This window comes from Stenotrophomonas sp. Y-13, assembly GCF_046267925.1.
In the GTDB taxonomy this organism is placed as follows: domain Bacteria; phylum Pseudomonadota; class Gammaproteobacteria; order Xanthomonadales; family Xanthomonadaceae; genus Stenotrophomonas; species Stenotrophomonas acidaminiphila_A.
This window is the reverse complement of sequence record NZ_CP176501.1, coordinates 2,097,797-2,112,789: the sequence shown is the minus strand read 5'-3', so window position 1 is coordinate 2,112,789 and position 14,993 is coordinate 2,097,797. Positions and strand designations below refer to the sequence as shown.

Genomic DNA, 14,993 nt, shown 5'->3' with positions numbered 1-14,993 from the left:
TATGTGTGGACTGGCGGGAATACTGCAATCGCAGGCGCGGTTGCAGGAAGCGGAGTTGGCGGCGCTGGCCGGCGCGATGGGCGATGCGCTGGCCCATCGCGGTCCCGATGACCGCGGCGTCTGGGCCGATGCCGGCGCCGGCGTGGCGCTGGCGCACCGGCGGCTGAGCATCCTCGACCTGTCGCCGCTGGGCCACCAGCCGATGGCGTCCAGCGACGGCCGCTACCGGCTGGCCTACAACGGCGAGATCTACAACTTCGCCACGCTGCGTGCCGAGCTGGAACCGCTCGGCCATGCCTTCCACGGTCATTCCGACACCGAGGTGCTGCTGGCCGCGGTCGTGCAGTGGGGGCTGGAGGCGACGCTGCGGCGCTGCAACGGCATGTTCGCCATCGCGCTGTGGGACCGGCGCGAACAACGCCTGTCGCTGGCCCGCGACCGGGTCGGCAAGAAGCCGCTGTACTACGGCTGGGCCGGCGACACGCTGGTGTTCGGTTCCGAACTGAAGGCGCTGTGGCGGCACCCGGCGTTCGACAACGGCATCGACCGCGACGCGCTGACCCTGCTGCTGCGGCTGGACTACATCCCGGCGCCGCACTGCATCCACGAGCGTGCGTTCAAGCTGATGCCGGGCCGGGTGCTGCACCTGGACGCGGCCGCGGTGGCCGCCGGTGCCGCCGCGCACCGGCCGGCGCAGGCGCAGGTGGCGTACTGGGACGCGCCCTCGCGCATGGCCGCCTGCCTGGCCACGCCGTTCGCCGGCAGCGCGGTCGAGGCCACCGACGCGCTGGACGCGCGCCTGCGCCAGGCCGTGGCGCTGCGCATGGTGGCCGACGTGCCGGTGGGCGTGTTCCTGTCCGGCGGCACCGATTCGGCCCTGGTCACGGCGCTGATGCAGGCGCAGAGCATGGCCCCGGTGCACAGTTTCAGCATCGGCTTCGAGGACTCCGACCACGACGAGGCGCCGCTGGCCAGGGAGGTTGCCACCCACCTGGGCTGCGACCACACCGAGCTGTACGTCAGCGGTGCCGATGCGCTGGCGGTGGTGCCGGAGCTGCCGGCGATGTTCGACGAGCCGTTCGCCGATGCCTCGCAGGTGCCGACCGCGCTGGTGGCGCGGCTGGCGCGGCGCGGGGTCACCGTGGCGCTGTCCGGCGATGGCGGCGACGAACTGTTCTTCGGCTACACCCGCTACCAGCGCGCGCTGCGCAACTGGCGCGCGCTGCAGCGCGTGCCGGCGCCGCTGCGCCGCTGGCTGGGCCGCCATGCCCGGGCACAGGGCGAGGATTCGCGCGCCGGCGGGCTGCCCGCGCTGCTGGCCGAGGCCGGCGCCAGCGGCATCGGCGATGTCTACCGCAACCGCATATCGCGCTGGCGCGCCCCCGCCGCGGTGGTGCGCGGCGCGCGCGAGCCGGCCACGTTCTACAGCCTGCCCGACCCGCTGCAGGGGCAGGGCACGGCGGCCGACGCGATGATGCTGGCCGATTTCACCACCTATCTGGCCGACGACCTGCTGTGCAAGGTCGACCGCACCAGCATGGCGGCCAGCCTGGAGGCACGCGCGCCGCTGCTGGACTGGCAGGTGGCCGAGTTCGCGTGGTCGCTGCCGCTGGCCATGAAGCTGCGCGACGGCACCAGCAAGTACCTGCCCAAGCAGGTGCTGCGGCGCTACCTGCCCGACGCGATGGTGTTCCGCGGCAAGCGCGGCTTCGGCGCGCCGGTGACGCAGTGGCTGCGCGGCGAGCTGCAGGGCTGGGCCGGCGACCTGCTCGATCCGCGACGGCTGCGCCAGGACGGGGTGTTCGAGGAGGCCGCCATCTCCACGCTGTGGCAGCGCTTCCGCCAGGGCGAGCGCAAGTGGCACACCCACCTGTGGAACGTGCTGATGTTCCAGGCCTGGCAGGCGCACTGGCAGGCGCTGCGGGCGCAGGCGCGGGCGGGCTGACCGCGGCCGGCCTTCACCGGCCAACAAGGTGCGGCCGGCTAGGCTGGCCTTCCCTTACCGCAGCGAGGTCGCCATGCAACCGTACCGCATCGCCGTACTTGTCGGCAGCCTGCGCAAGGAGTCCCACAACCGCCGCCTGGCGCTGGCCCTGGAGAAGCTGGCCGGCGATCGCGCGCGGTTCGACTACCTGCGCATCGACGACATCCCGCTCTACAACCAGGACCATGACGGCGACTTCCCGGCGCAGGGCACGCGCCTGAAAGCCGCGATCCGCCAGGCCGATGCGCTGCTGTTCGTCACCGCCGAGTACAACCGCTCCATTCCCGGGGTGCTCAAGAACGCCATCGACACCGCTTCGCGGCCGTACGGCGACAGCGCCTTCGACGGCAAGCCGGCGGCGGTGATCGGAACCTCGCCCGGCGCGGCCGGCACCGCGATGGCCCAGCAGCACCTGCGCAACGTGCTGGTGTTCGTCAACCTGTCGGTGATGGCCCAGCCCGAGGCCTTCCTGCAGTACAAGGACGGGCTGATCGAGGCCGATGGCAGCGTGACCAACGACGGCACCCGCCGCTTCCTGCAGGCGTATGTCGACCGCTTCCTGGACTGGATCCGGATCCACGCCCGGCACTGAACGCGCCGGCGCGGCCCGATCGGGCGATAATGCGGACCCCGGCACCGGCGACGCTGCCGGGGTTTCCGTGCCGGTGGCGTCGCTGGCCCTTGTGAAGCGGGGCCGGTGGCCACATCCACGGGCTGCCGACAGCTTGTCCACGGACTTATCCCCACATTGCCGGCCTGCATCGGCCTACCATGGCCGGGTCGTTTTCCCGCTGCACGAAGGTTTTTCATGTCTGCCCGTCCTGGCTTCCGTTCCGACCGCAACGACCGCGCAGAGCGCGGCGAACAGCGCATCGACACCCTGCGCGTGCCCCCGCATTCGGTCGAGGCCGAACAGGCGGTGCTCGGCGGCCTGATGCTGGCGCCGGAGGCCTTCGACCGGGTCAACGAGGCACTGACCGAAAAGGACTTCTACCGCCGCGACCACCAGCTGATCTACCGCGCCATCCGCGAGCTGTCCGAGCGCGACCGGCCGTTCGATGCGGTGACACTGGGCGAGTGGTTCGAATCGCAGGGCAAGCTGGAGCAGGTCGGCGACGGCGCCTACCTGATCGAACTGGCCAGCACCACGCCGTCGGCCGCCAACATCGGCGCCTACGCCGAGATCGTGCGCGACAAGGCGGTGCTGCGGCAGCTGATCCAGGTCGGCACCGACATCGTCAACGACGGCTTCCAGCCCGAGGGCCGCGACAGCACCGAACTGCTGGCGTCGGCGGAAAAATCGGTGTTCGCCATTGCCGAGCAGGGCGCACGCGGTCGCACCGACTTCGTGGCCATGCCCGGCGCGTTGAAGGATGCGTTCGAGGAACTGCGCAACCGCTTCGAGAACGGCGGCAACATCACCGGCCTGCCAACCGGTTACAACGAATTCGATGCGATGACCGCCGGCCTGCAGCCGACCGACCTGATCATCCTGGCCGCGCGCCCGGCGATGGGCAAGACCACCTTCGCGCTGAACATCGCCGAGTACGCGGCGATCAAGTCGAAGAAGGGCGTGGCGGTGTTCTCCATGGAAATGTCGGCCTCGCAGCTGGCCATGCGCCTGATTTCCTCCAACGGCCGCATCAACGCCACGCGACTGCGCACCGGCCAGCTCGAGGACGAGGACTGGAGCCGCGTCACCAGCGCCATCCGCATGCTCAAGGAAACCAAGATCTTCATCGACGACACCCCGGGCGTGTCGCCGGAAGTGCTGCGCTCCAAGTGCCGCCGGCTCAAGCGCGAGCATGACCTGGGGCTGGTGGTGATCGACTACCTGCAGCTGATGAGCGTGCCCGGCAACAGCGAGAACCGCGCCACCGAGATCTCGGAGATCTCGCGTTCGCTCAAGGGACTGGCCAAGGAGCTGAACGTGCCGGTGATCGCGCTGTCCCAGCTCAACCGCTCGCTGGAAACGCGTACCGACAAGCGCCCGGTGATGGCCGACCTGCGCGAATCGGGCGCCATCGAGCAGGACGCGGACATGATCGTGTTCATCTACCGCGACGAGTACTACAACAAGGAAAACTCGCCGGACAAGGGCCTGGCCGAGATCATCATCGGCAAGCACCGTGGTGGCCCCACCGGATCGTGCAAGCTGAAGTTCTTCGGCGAATACACCCGCTTCGACAACCTCAGCCACGACAGCGTCGGCGCGTTCGAGTAACGCGCCGGCGATCTCAGCCGTTGCCCCAGATATCGCCGAAGGCGCGGGCGAAGTTGGCGCCCAGGACTTTGTCCACCACGCGCGGCGGGTGCCCGCGGCGCAGCAGCGCATCGGCCACCTGCGCCAGCCGGCGCGGGCTGTTGGCGTCGGGCAGGTAGGGCGTGCGGTTCTCGCCCGGCGCACCGGTGCCGGCCAGCCGGCGTTCGCGCATCTGCCGGTCCATGTCGCGGATGTCCTGCGCGTCCACCGGGAAGAACAGCGCGTCGCTGCCGATCCCGACGTGATCCTCGCCACACACGCGCAGCGCGTGCTCGAGGTGCGCGATGTAGTCGGCCAGCAGCGGCTGGCGGCTGTCTTCGGTGAGGAACGGCAGCATGTAGATGCCGACCACGCCGCCCTTGTCGGCCATCGCCCGCAACTCGGTATCGCGCTTGTTGCGCGGATGCTCGAACACCGCGCTGCAGCCGGCGTGGGTGATCAGCGGTGGCGTGCGGCTGGCCTCGATGCCTTCGCGCGTGGCCAGGGCGCTGGAGTGGCTGAGGTCCAACGCCACGCCGCAGTCGTTCATGCGGGCCACGGCTTCGCGCCCGAGCGGGCTCAGGCCACTGGGCGCGGCGTCCAGGCAACCGCCGCCGAACGGCGAGGCGTGGTTGTAGGACAACTGCATGACCCGTACCCCGAGCCCGCGGAACAGGTCGATGCGCTCGAGCCTGTCCTCGAGCATGGTGGCGGCCTCGAACGAGAAGATCAGCGCCACCCGGCCTTCGCGCTTGGCGCGCGCCAGGTCGGCGTGGTGGACGACCTTGAGGAACATCTCCGGCAGCGATTCGACCAGTTGCTGCGCGCGGGCGATGTCGGCGACGGTTTCCTCGAATGACCCGGCCGCGCCGCCGAGCGTGGTCTTGATCGCGCTGATGCCCGAGTCGCGTATCTGACGCAGGTGCAGCGCCTGCGCATCGTCATCCAGCAGCGCGCCGATCGACGCCAGCACATTGGCATCCAGGACCAGGGCGCGGGCATACAGCGCACTGCTGTCGGCCGAGGCAATGGCGGCGGGCGCTGTCCCGTTCGTCGCGGCGGCCGGCACGGCCAGCCCCGCCAGCAGACCGCCGCCCCAGCCCAGCACGCGGCGACGCGATGCATCGATACCCATCGAACTCCCTTCGTGGCGATGACAGACGGCGATCATGGCCCAATGGATACGCCCGGCACAAACCCGGGGGCCGCGCGTGGTGCCGGCCGGAACGCCTGCGCGCTCCACGCGATGCCAGTCTCGCCGTCGTTGCCGCCGGTCTTCCGGGTTGCAGCAGGCCGCCCCTGCGGGCGAGTGCAGAGGGCCTGTGCGCGGCCCTGCCGCGCGGTGCGGGGCAGAGCCTTCAGGTTGCAGCAGGCACTTACGTCATCTTCTTCGCTGCCGGTGGGCGAAGTACGTGTGGAAGCAGGTCCCTAGCGGGTGAGGGCGGACCACCCGCGCGCGGCACTGCCGCGCGGTACGGACGAACGCCCCGCGCGCTGCGCGGGGCAGGGCAGGGCCTTCAGGTTGCAGCGGGCGCTTACGTCACCTTCTTCGCTGCCGGTGGGCGAAGTACGTGTGGCGACAGGCCCACTCGCGGATGACGGTGGACCAACCGTGCGTGGTACTGCCACGTGGTGCGGACGAACGCCCCGCGCGCTGCGCGGGGCGGGGGTGCGTGTTGCCGCAGGCGCCTACGCCACCTTCTTCGCCGCCAGCTGGCGGAGGACGTACTGCAGCAGGCCACCATTGCGGAAATACTCGACTTCCTTCGGCGTCAGCAGCAGCACATGCGCCTGGAAGCGGGTCACACGGCCGTCGGAGCGGGTCGCGGTGACGCTGGCGCGCTTGGACTGGCCGTCCTCCAGTCCGGTGATGTCGAACACCTCCGAGCCGTCCAGCCCGAGCGTCTGCGCGTTCTCGCCCGGCAGGAACTGCAGCGGCAGCACGCCCATGCCGACCAGGTTGGAACGGTGGATGCGCTCGAAGCTCTCGGCGATCACCGCCTTGACCCCAAGCAGGTTGGTGCCCTTGGCGGCCCAGTCGCGCGAGGAGCCGGTGCCGTATTCCTTGCCGGCCACCACCACCAGCGGCGTACCGGTGGTCCTGTACTTCATCGCCGCGTCGTAGATGGACATCTTTTCCGGCGGCTGCACGCCGAAGTACAGGGTGTTGCCGCCTTCCTCGCCGCCGAACATCAGGTTCTTGATGCGGATGTTGGCGAAAGTGCCGCGCACCATCACGTCGTCGTTGCCGCGGCGGCTGCCGTAACTGTTGAAGTCGGCCGGCTGCACGCCGCGCGACTGCAGGAAGCGGCCGGCGGGCGAGTCCTTCTTGATGTTGCCGGCCGGGGAGATGTGGTCGGTGGTGATCGAGTCGCCGAACAGGCCGAGCACGCGCGCGCCATGGATGTCGGCGATGCTGCCCACGGCCATGGTCATGCCGTCGAAGTACGGCGGGTTCTTGATGTAGGTGGACGCCGCGTCCCACTGGTAGGCCTGGCCCTCCGGCGACTCGATCCGCGCCCAGCGGCTGTCGCCCTTGAACACGTCGGCGTAGTTCTGCTTGAACATCTCCGGGCCGACGGTAGCGGCGATGACGTCGCCGATTTCCTTGTTGCTGGGCCAGATGTCGCGCAGGTAGACGTCGTTGCCGTCGTGGTCCGTGCCCAGCGGTTCGCGGGTCAGGTCGATGTTGACCGTGCCGGCGATGGCGTAGGCCACCACCAGCGGCGGCGAGGCCAGGTAGTTGGTCTTGACCTCGGGATGCACGCGGCCCTCGAAGTTGCGGTTGCCCGACAACACCGAGGCGACCACCAGGTCGCCGGCGGCGATGCCGGCGCTGACCTCGGTGGGCAACGGGCCGGAGTTGCCGATGCAGGTGGTGCAGCCGTAGCCGACCACGTAGAAGCCCAGCTTCTCCAGCGCCTTCAGTACGCCGGCCTTTTCCAGGTAGTCGGTGACCACCCGCGAGCCCGGCCCCAGCGAGGTCTTGACCCAGGGCTGGCGGGTCAGGCCGCGCGCGGCGGCGTTGCGCGCCAGCAGGCCGGCGCCGATCATCACCGCCGGGTTGGAGGTGTTGGTGCACGAAGTGATGGCGGCGATCACCACCGCGCCGTCCTTCAGCCGCACCTTGCGGCCGTCGATCTCGATGTCGGCATGGCCCTTGGCCAGTTGCTCGTTGCCCACCGCCGCGCCGCCGCCCTCGTTGATGAACTCGGCGACCTCGCCGTTGCGCTGGTCGCGGTTGGCAGTGAGCCCGACCAGCGCATCAGCGAAGTTCCGGCGCACGTCCTGCAGCAGCACCCGGTCCTGTGGGCGCTTGGGGCCGGCCAGCGACGGCTGCACCGTGCCCATGTCCAGTTCCAGCGTGGCGCTGTAGCGCGCATGCGGGCTGTCCGGCGCGTGCCACAGGCCCTGGGCCTTGGCATAGGCTTCGACCAGCGCGATCTGCGCGTCGCTGCGCCCGGACAGGCGCAGGTAGTTCAGCGACTCGGCGTCGATCGGGAAGATGCCGCAGGTGGCCCCGTACTCCGGCGCCATGTTGGCGATGGTGGCGCGGTCGGCCAGCGGCAGGTGCTGCAGGCCATCGCCGTAGAACTCGACGAACTTGCCGACCACGCCCAGCGCGCGCAGCATCTGGGTGACGGTCAGCACCAGGTCGGTGGCGGTGGCGCCTTCGGGCAGGCGGCCGCTGAGCTTGAAGCCGACCACCTGCGGAATCAGCATCGACGAGGGCTGGCCGAGCATGGCGGCCTCGGCCTCGATGCCGCCCACGCCCCAGCCGAGCACGCCGATGCCGTTGATCATGGTGGTGTGCGAGTCGGTGCCGAACACGGTGTCCGGGAACGCCCAGCGGATGCCGTCCACGTCGCGCTCCATCACCACCCGGGCCAGGTTCTCCAGATTCACCTGGTGCACGATGCCGGTGTTCGGTGGCACCACCTTGAAGTTCTCGAACGCCTTCTGGCCCCAGCGCAGGAAACCGTAGCGCTCGCGGTTGCGTTCGAACTCGATGCGGCCATTGAGGTCCAGCGCGTCGGCGCGGCCGAACACATCCACCTGCACCGAGTGGTCGATCACCAGTTCCGAGGGAATCAGCGGGTTGATCTGCTCGGCGCGGCCGCCCAGCCGGGTGACCGCATCGCGCATCGCCGCCAGGTCGACCACGCACGGCACCCCGGTGAAGTCCTGCAGCACCACCCGCGCCGGCATGAAGGCGATCTCGGTGTCCGGTTCGGCCTGCGGATTCCACCTGGCCACCGCCTCGATGTGCTCGGGGCCCACGGTCTGGCCGCCGTCCTCGTGGCGGAGCAGGTTCTCCAGCAGGATCTTCATCGAGTAGGGCAGGTGCGAGAGGTCGAAGCGCTCGCCCAGCCTGGGCAGGCTGCAATAGGTGTAGGTCTGGTCGCCGACGGTGAGTTGGCTGCGGGTGGAGAACGAATCGCTCATGGCTGACTCCTGTTGCGGATGGCGTGCGGCGGCGCCCAGGCGCGCGCTGGCTGGCGCGGTGCGCCCCGTTCAGTGAAGCGGTCGCCCGAGTATGGACGATCTTTCCGGGGGCGGGGCCGGTGCAGGCCCCCGAGCATACGCACCGGTTTGTTGCAGCCATGTCACGGGAGGGGCGCAGACCCTTGCGGCACAAGCCTTGTGGCGCTGCCAGGGGCGCCCCGTGCGCTTGGGTATGCGGGTCAAAGTATGTATAATTCGTGCATACTTTGGAGAGCGCCCGATGGAAGCCACCGTTGCTGAACGCGGACAGATCACCCTGCCCAAGGCCGTGCGCGACGCGCTGGGCCTGACCAAGGGCACGCTGTTGAAGGTCGAGCTGGAAGGCAGTCGCATCATCCTGCGCAAGAGCGTGGACGATGCCATTTCCCGCGCCCGTGGCAAGTTCGCGCTGGACGGCTTTCCGTCCGCCGAGCAGGCCGTGCGTACCGTGCGCGACGAGGCCGGCGAGGCCGGCGGCGCATGATCGCCGTCGATTCCCCGGTGCTGATCGAACTGCTCAGCGACGGCCCCCGCGCCGACGCGGTGGAGGCCTGCCTGAGGCAGGCGCTGGTCGGTGGCCGGGTGGTGGTCTGCGGCACGACCCTGGCCGAGATCTGCGCCTCGCTGCGTGGCGGCGCGCAGGTACAGGAGGCGCTGGAGGAAATGGGCATCCATTTCAGCCCGCTGGAGGCCAAGTCGGCGCTGCGCGCCGGCGAGATGCACCGCCGCCACCGCCAGCGCAACGCCGGCGACAGCCGCCGCATCGACGATTTCATGGTCGGCGCCCACGCCCTGCTGCAGTGCGACGGCCTGATCACCTGGAACGACACGTTTTACCGCGACTACTTCAAGGGCCTGAAGCTGATCGTGCCGCAAGCCTGAGCCCATACCCCATTCCTCATCCGTACCACCCGGGAGTTGTCATGTTGGAAGCCTACCGCCACCACGTAGCCGAGCGCGCCGCGCTCGGCATCCCGCCGCTGCCGCTGAGCGCACAGCAGACGGCCGACGTCATCGAGCTGTTGAAGAACCCGCCGGCGGGCGAGGCCGAGTTCCTGCTCGACCTGATCACCCACCGCGTGCCGGCCGGCGTGGACGATGCCGCCAAGGTCAAGGCGTCGTACCTGGCGGCGGTTGCCTTCGGTACCGAGAAGAACGCCCTGATCAGCCGCGAGCGCGCCACCGAACTGCTGGGCACCATGCTCGGCGGCTACAACGTCGCGCCGCTGATCCAGCTGCTGGACGACGCCCAGGTCGGCGCCATCGCCGCCGACGCGCTGAAGAACACCCTGCTGGTGTTCGATGCGTTCCATGACGTGCAGGAAAAGGCCAAGGCCGGCAACGCCAACGCGCAGGCCGTGCTGCAGAGCTGGGCCGACGCCGAATGGTTCACCAGCAAGCCGGAAGTGCCGCAGAGCCTGACCATCACCGTGTTCAAGGTGCCGGGCGAGACCAACACCGACGACCTGTCGCCGGCGCCGGATGCCACCACCCGCCCGGACATCCCGATGCACGCCCTGGCGATGCTGAAGAACAAGCGCGACGACGCGCCGTTCACCCCGGAAGAAGACGGCAAGCGCGGCCCGATCCAGCAGATCCTGTCGCTGAAGGAAAAGGGCCACCTGGTCGCCTACGTCGGCGACGTGGTCGGCACCGGCTCCTCGCGCAAGTCGGCCACCAACAGCGTGCTGTGGTGGACCGGCGACGACATCCCGTACATCCCCAACAAGCGCGCCGGCGGCGTGTGCCTGGGCGGCAAGATCGCACCGATCTTCTACAACACCATGGAAGACGCCGGCGCGCTGCCGATCGAGCTTGACGTGTCGAAGATGGAGCACGGCGACGTCGTCGAGCTGCGTCCGTACGAAGGCAAGGCGCTGAAGAACGGTGAGGTGATCGCCGAGTTCGAGGTGAAGTCCGAAGTGCTGTTCGACGAAGTGCGCGCCGGCGGCCGCATTCCGCTGATCATCGGCCGCGGCCTGACCGCCAAGGCGCGCGAGGCGCTGGGCCTGCCGGCCACCACCCTGTTCCGCCTGCCGGTGCAGCCGGCCGACACCGGCAAGGGCTACTCGCTGGCGCAGAAGATGGTCGGCCGCGCCTGTGGCCTGCCGGAAGGCAAGGGCATGCGCCCGGGCACCTACTGCGAACCGAAGATGACCTCGGTGGGGTCGCAGGACACCACCGGCCCGATGACCCGCGACGAGCTCAAGGACCTGGCCTGCCTGGGCTTCTCGGCCGACCTGGTGATGCAGTCGTTCTGCCATACCGCCGCCTATCCGAAGCCGGTGGACGTGAAGACCCACCACACCCTGCCGGAGTTCATCTCCACCCGCGGCGGCGTGTCGCTGCGCCCGGGTGACGGCGTGATCCACAGCTGGCTCAACCGCATGCTGCTGCCCGACACCGTCGGCACCGGCGGCGACTCGCACACCCGTTTCCCGGTGGGCATCTCGTTCCCGGCCGGTTCGGGCCTGGTCGCCTTCGCCGCGGCCACCGGGGTCATGCCGCTGGACATGCCGGAGTCGGTGCTGGTGCGCTTCAAGGGCCAGATGCAGCCGGGCGTGACCCTGCGTGACCTGGTCAACGCGATCCCGCTGTATGCCATCAAGCAGGGCCTGCTGACCGTGGCCAAGGCCGGCAAGAAGAACATCTTCTCCGGCCGCATCCTGGAGATCGAAGGCCTGCCGGAGCTGAAGGTGGAGCAGGCGTTCGAGCTGTCCGACGCCTCGGCCGAACGCTCGGCCGCCGGCTGCACCGTGCGCCTGAACAAGGAGCCGATCATCGAGTACCTCAACAGCAACATCACGCTGCTGAAGTGGATGATCGCCGAAGGCTACCAGGACGCCCGCTCGCTGGCGCGCCGGATCGAGAAGATGGAAGCGTGGCTGGCCGACCCGCAGCTGCTGGAGCCGGATGCAGACGCCGAGTACGCCGCGGTCATCGAGATCGACCTGGCCGACATCCACGAGCCGATCGTGGCGTGCCCGAACGACCCGGACGACGTCAGGACCCTGTCCGAAGTGGCCGGCGCCAGGATCGACGAGGTGTTCATCGGTTCGTGCATGACCAACATCGGCCACTTCCGTGCCGCCGCCAAGCTGCTGGAAGGCAAGCGCGACATCCCGACCCGCCTGTGGGTGGCCCCGCCGACCAAGATGGATGCCTCCGAGCTGACCAAGGAAGGCGTGTACGGCACTTTCGGCAGCGCCGGCGCGCGCATGGAAATGCCGGGCTGCTCGCTGTGCATGGGCAACCAGGCGCAGATCCGCGAAGGCTCCACCGCGATGTCGACCTCGACCCGCAACTTCCCCAACCGCCTGGGCCGCAACACCAACGTGTACCTGGGCTCGGCGGAACTGGCGGCGATCTGCTCGCGCCTGGGCCGGATCCCGACCAAGGAGGAGTACATGGCCGACATCGGCGTGATCAACGCCAATGGCGCGGAGATCTACCGCTACATGAACTTCGACCAGATCGCGGACTACAAGGACGTGGCCGACACCGTCGCGGCGTAAGCCACGGCGGCACGCACTACCCGAAAGGCCCGGCGCATGCCGGGCTTTTCGTTTCCATGCGCTGCGCCAATGCCACGTCCGATAGCGGCGAGCGCCGCGCGCCGCGGGCCTTCATCCTGCGCGCTCCATCCATCGGGAGCCGCATATGAAGGCATTGCACGACAAGACCATACTGATCACCGGCGCCAGTTCCGGCATCGGCCGCGCCGCCGCGCTGCTGTTCGCCGCCGAAGGCGCGCGGGTAGTGCTGGGCGCGCGCCGCGGCGCCGAACTGGAGGCGCTGGCCGCGCAGGTCCAGGCCGCCGGCGGCGCCGCCACCTGGCTGGCCGGCGACGTGCGCGAGGAGGCCTACGCACAGGCGCTGGTGCGCCATGCCGAGGACACCTTCGGCCCGCTGCATGCGGCCTTCAACAACGCCGGCGTACTGGGGCCGCTGCAGCCCACGCCCGAGGTCGCGCTGGGCGACTGGCAGCATGCGCTGGCGGTCAACCTGACCGCGGCCTTCCTTGGCGCCAAGCACCAGATTCCGTCGCTGCTGCGCACCGGCAGTGGCGCCAGCCTGGTGTTCACCTCGACCTTCGTTGGCCACACCGCCGGCTTTCCGTGCACGGCCGCGTATGCGGCCAGCAAGGCCGGCGTCATCGGCCTGGTGCAGTCGCTGGCGGCCGAGCTCGGGCCGTCCGGGGTGCGCGTCAATGCGCTGTTGCCCGGCGGCACCGACACGCCGATGGCCCGCGAGATGAACCCCGACGAGGCGGCGCTGGGCGCGGTGGCGCGCCTGCATGCGCTGCGCCGCCTGGCGCAGCCCGAGGAGATCGCAGCCGCGGCGCTGTTCCTGGTGTCGCCGGCATCCTCGTTCGTCACCGGCACCGCGATGCGGGTCGATGGCGGGGTGTCCATCCAGCGCGGGTAAGGCACCCCGCTTCCGGAGCGGCGGTGCGCGGCGTCAACGGTGCGGATCGCGCTCCGGGCTCGGCCGCTTGAGCAGCTTGCGCTGCAGCGAGCGGCGATGCATGCCGAGCAGGCGCGCGGCGGCCGAGACGTTGCCGCCGGTTTCGTGCAGCGCCTGCTGGATGTGTTCCCACTGCAGGCGGCTGATCGGGGTCATCGCATCGGGCGGCTCGACGTCCTCATGTTCCTCGCCGCCCTCGTCGGCCTCGCCCAGCGCGCGCAGGATCATCGGCACCGTCGCCGGCTTGGGCAGGTAATCGTCGGCGCCCAGCTTGATCGCCTCCACCGCGGTGGCGATCGACGCGTAGCCGGTGACCAGCAGGATGCGCATGTCCGCGCGCAGCGCGCGCAGCGGCTGGATCAGCGCCAGGCCGGATTCGCCGCCAAGCTTGAGGTCGATCAGCGCGAACGCCGGCGGCGCGCGCGTGGCCTGCTCCAGCGCACCTGCGATGTCATGCGCGGTGACGGTCTCGATCTCGCGCCGGGCGAGGCTGCGTTGCAGGGTGCGCAGGTACAGCGGATCGTCGTCGACCAGCAGGCCGTGGGCAGAAGGGCTCATGGATTGGCTTCCATATTGACAAGGGGCAGCCGGAAACCGACGCGGGTACCGCGGCCTTCGGCCGGGCGCATCCACAGTTCCCCGTGCAGCCGTTCGATGGTGGCATGCGACAGCGCCAGGCCCACGCCCATGCCGCCGGTCTTGCCGCTGTTGAACAGGGTGCCCGGCAGCGCCGCATGGGCGGCGTCGTTGGCCTTGAAGCCGGGGCCGTAGTCGCGGACTTCGCCGTACAGGTGGTCGCCGTCGATGCGGATGTCCAGGTCGACCTGGCCCTGCCCGGTCTGTTCGCCGGCGTCGGCGGCGTTGTTCAGCAGTACCTGCAGCAGGTGGCCGACCCCCGGGTCCAGCGCCAGCTGCAGCGGCGCGTCGGCGTTGCGCCGCAGGTGCACGGTCGGGCGCACCAGGCGCCATTGCTCGAGCACGTCGCCGATCGACACGCGGGCGCGGCGGCGCGCGCCTTCCGCCGGCGCCGCCAGCGCCAGCACCCGCTCGCGGCATTGCACCAGCAGCCCGCGCAGGGTGTCCATGTCTTCCTGCATCAGCGGGTCGCCGGCGTACTGTTCGGCGATGTCGTCGGCCAGCAGGGTCATGGTCGCCAGCGGGGTGTTCAGTTCATGCGCCACCGATGCCGCATGGGTGGCCAGGGCGACGATGCCCTCGTTGCGCACGAAGCGTTCGCGCAGCAGCGCCAGCTGGTTCTCGCGCTCGCGCAGCGCCGCGGCCAGCCGCGTCGAGAACACCAGCACGACCACGCTGGAGAGCAGGAAATTGGCCGCCGCGCCCCACAACTGCAGGCTCATCGAATCGAAGTAACCGCCGTGCAGCGGCAGCCCGAAGATCGCGCTCACCGCATACCCGGCAACGCACGCCGCGGCCACCGCATGGGTCCAGCGCAGCGGCAGGGCCAGCGCGGCGAGCGCGATCAGGACCAGGAACAGCGAGCCGAACGGATTGGTGATGCCCCCGCTCCAGCCGACCATCCAGGTCAGCACGGTCACGTCCACCAGGATGTGGCCGAAGGCGGTGACCGGGGCAGGGTCGCTGTCGTGTACCCGCAACTGCACGTACAGGTTGAACAGCGCCAGCACGCACACGCCGCTCCACAGCGGCAGCTGCGGCAGGTCGAGTCCCAGCAGCCCGGTGGCGACCAGGATCGCGCTGGCCTGGCCGGCGGTGGCCAGCCAGCGCAGGCTGCACAGGGTGCGAAGGAACGAGGCGTCGGCGGAATCCATGCGCGCATCGTAATGGGTCCAGGTG

11 protein-coding genes are annotated in these 14,993 nt (G+C 69.7%); 7 read left to right on the top strand and 4 right to left on the bottom strand.

Going from position 1 to position 14,993, the window contains the following annotated elements; genetic code table 11:
* Position 1: 1 nt before the first annotated feature.
* The 3 genes from asnB to ACJ7VY_RS09570 all read left to right on the top strand — a co-directional run bounded on the left by asnB (position 2) and on the right by ACJ7VY_RS09570 (position 4,208).
* Positions 2-1,945 (top strand): asparagine synthase (glutamine-hydrolyzing), encoded by a 1,944-nt coding sequence (gene asnB, locus ACJ7VY_RS09580; protein ID WP_409475493.1) that lies wholly within the window; start codon positions 2-4, stop codon positions 1,943-1,945.
* 73 nt (positions 1,946-2,018) lie between these two features.
* Entirely contained in the window at positions 2,019-2,576 is a 558-nt protein-coding gene (locus tag ACJ7VY_RS09575) for an NADPH-dependent FMN reductase (RefSeq protein WP_161613675.1), read from the top strand.
* A gap of 216 nt (positions 2,577-2,792) precedes the next feature.
* Positions 2,793-4,208 (top strand): replicative DNA helicase, encoded by a 1,416-nt coding sequence (locus tag ACJ7VY_RS09570; RefSeq protein ID WP_054666361.1) that lies wholly within the window; start codon positions 2,793-2,795, stop codon positions 4,206-4,208.
* 13 nt (positions 4,209-4,221) lie between these two features.
* Here the strand turns inward: ACJ7VY_RS09570 and ACJ7VY_RS09565 are convergent, their stop codons facing one another.
* Both ACJ7VY_RS09565 and acnA read right to left on the bottom strand, forming a co-directional pair.
* Positions 4,222-5,361, bottom strand: coding sequence for a dipeptidase (locus ACJ7VY_RS09565; RefSeq protein ID WP_409475492.1), 1,140 nt, complete (start codon positions 5,359-5,361; stop codon positions 4,222-4,224).
* Positions 5,362-5,915: 554 nt separating this feature from the next.
* Positions 5,916-8,672, bottom strand: a complete 2,757-nt coding sequence (gene acnA / locus ACJ7VY_RS09560; protein WP_409475491.1) for an aconitate hydratase AcnA — start codon at positions 8,670-8,672, stop codon at positions 5,916-5,918.
* 280 nt (positions 8,673-8,952) lie between these two features.
* Between acnA and ACJ7VY_RS09555 the strand changes: the two genes are divergently transcribed.
* The 4 genes from ACJ7VY_RS09555 to ACJ7VY_RS09540 all read left to right on the top strand — a co-directional run bounded on the left by ACJ7VY_RS09555 (position 8,953) and on the right by ACJ7VY_RS09540 (position 13,139).
* The gene (locus ACJ7VY_RS09555) at positions 8,953-9,195 is read left to right on the top strand and encodes an AbrB/MazE/SpoVT family DNA-binding domain-containing protein (RefSeq protein WP_104938999.1); all 243 of its coding nucleotides are present in this window, start codon (positions 8,953-8,955) and stop codon (positions 9,193-9,195) included.
* Positions 9,192-9,593 (top strand): type II toxin-antitoxin system VapC family toxin, encoded by a 402-nt coding sequence (locus tag ACJ7VY_RS09550; protein ID WP_161613677.1) that lies wholly within the window; start codon positions 9,192-9,194, stop codon positions 9,591-9,593. Before ACJ7VY_RS09555 ends, ACJ7VY_RS09550 begins: the two co-directional genes overlap by 4 nt.
* Positions 9,594-9,634: 41 nt before the next feature.
* Complete coding sequence (acnB, locus tag ACJ7VY_RS09545) at positions 9,635-12,226, top strand: bifunctional aconitate hydratase 2/2-methylisocitrate dehydratase (RefSeq protein WP_409475490.1); 2,592 nt, start codon at positions 9,635-9,637, stop codon at positions 12,224-12,226.
* Positions 12,227-12,371: 145 nt separating this feature from the next.
* Positions 12,372-13,139, top strand: coding sequence for an SDR family oxidoreductase (locus ACJ7VY_RS09540; RefSeq protein WP_409475489.1), 768 nt, complete (start codon positions 12,372-12,374; stop codon positions 13,137-13,139).
* A gap of 33 nt (positions 13,140-13,172) precedes the next feature.
* Here the strand turns inward: ACJ7VY_RS09540 and ACJ7VY_RS09535 are convergent, their stop codons facing one another.
* The gene (locus ACJ7VY_RS09535) at positions 13,173-13,736 is read right to left on the bottom strand and encodes a response regulator transcription factor (protein ID WP_104938996.1); all 564 of its coding nucleotides are present in this window, start codon (positions 13,734-13,736) and stop codon (positions 13,173-13,175) included.
* Complete coding sequence (locus tag ACJ7VY_RS09530; RefSeq protein WP_104938995.1) at positions 13,733-14,968, bottom strand: ATP-binding protein; 1,236 nt, start codon at positions 14,966-14,968, stop codon at positions 13,733-13,735. Before ACJ7VY_RS09530 ends, ACJ7VY_RS09535 begins: the two co-directional genes overlap by 4 nt.
* Positions 14,969-14,993 lie beyond the last annotated feature (25 nt).

Excerpts from the sequence above, each read along its gene's own strand:
- asnB (WP_409475493.1), top strand. The coding sequence starts at position 2 with ATGTGTGGACTGGCGGGAATACTGCAATCGCAGGCGCGGTTGCAGGAA.
- ACJ7VY_RS09575 (WP_161613675.1), top strand. The coding sequence starts at position 2,019 with ATGCAACCGTACCGCATCGCCGTACTTGTCGGCAGCCTGCGCAAGGAG.
- ACJ7VY_RS09570 (WP_054666361.1), top strand. The coding sequence starts at position 2,793 with ATGTCTGCCCGTCCTGGCTTCCGTTCCGACCGCAACGACCGCGCAGAG.
- ACJ7VY_RS09565 (WP_409475492.1), bottom strand. The coding sequence starts at position 5,361 with ATGGGTATCGATGCATCGCGTCGCCGCGTGCTGGGCTGGGGCGGCGGT.
- acnA (WP_409475491.1), bottom strand. The coding sequence starts at position 8,672 with ATGAGCGATTCGTTCTCCACCCGCAGCCAACTCACCGTCGGCGACCAG.
- ACJ7VY_RS09555 (WP_104938999.1), top strand. The coding sequence starts at position 8,953 with ATGGAAGCCACCGTTGCTGAACGCGGACAGATCACCCTGCCCAAGGCC.
- ACJ7VY_RS09550 (WP_161613677.1), top strand. The coding sequence starts at position 9,192 with ATGATCGCCGTCGATTCCCCGGTGCTGATCGAACTGCTCAGCGACGGC.
- acnB (WP_409475490.1), top strand. The coding sequence starts at position 9,635 with ATGTTGGAAGCCTACCGCCACCACGTAGCCGAGCGCGCCGCGCTCGGC.
- ACJ7VY_RS09540 (WP_409475489.1), top strand. The coding sequence starts at position 12,372 with ATGAAGGCATTGCACGACAAGACCATACTGATCACCGGCGCCAGTTCC.
- ACJ7VY_RS09535 (WP_104938996.1), bottom strand. The coding sequence starts at position 13,736 with ATGAGCCCTTCTGCCCACGGCCTGCTGGTCGACGACGATCCGCTGTAC.
- ACJ7VY_RS09530 (WP_104938995.1), bottom strand. The coding sequence starts at position 14,968 with ATGGATTCCGCCGACGCCTCGTTCCTTCGCACCCTGTGCAGCCTGCGC.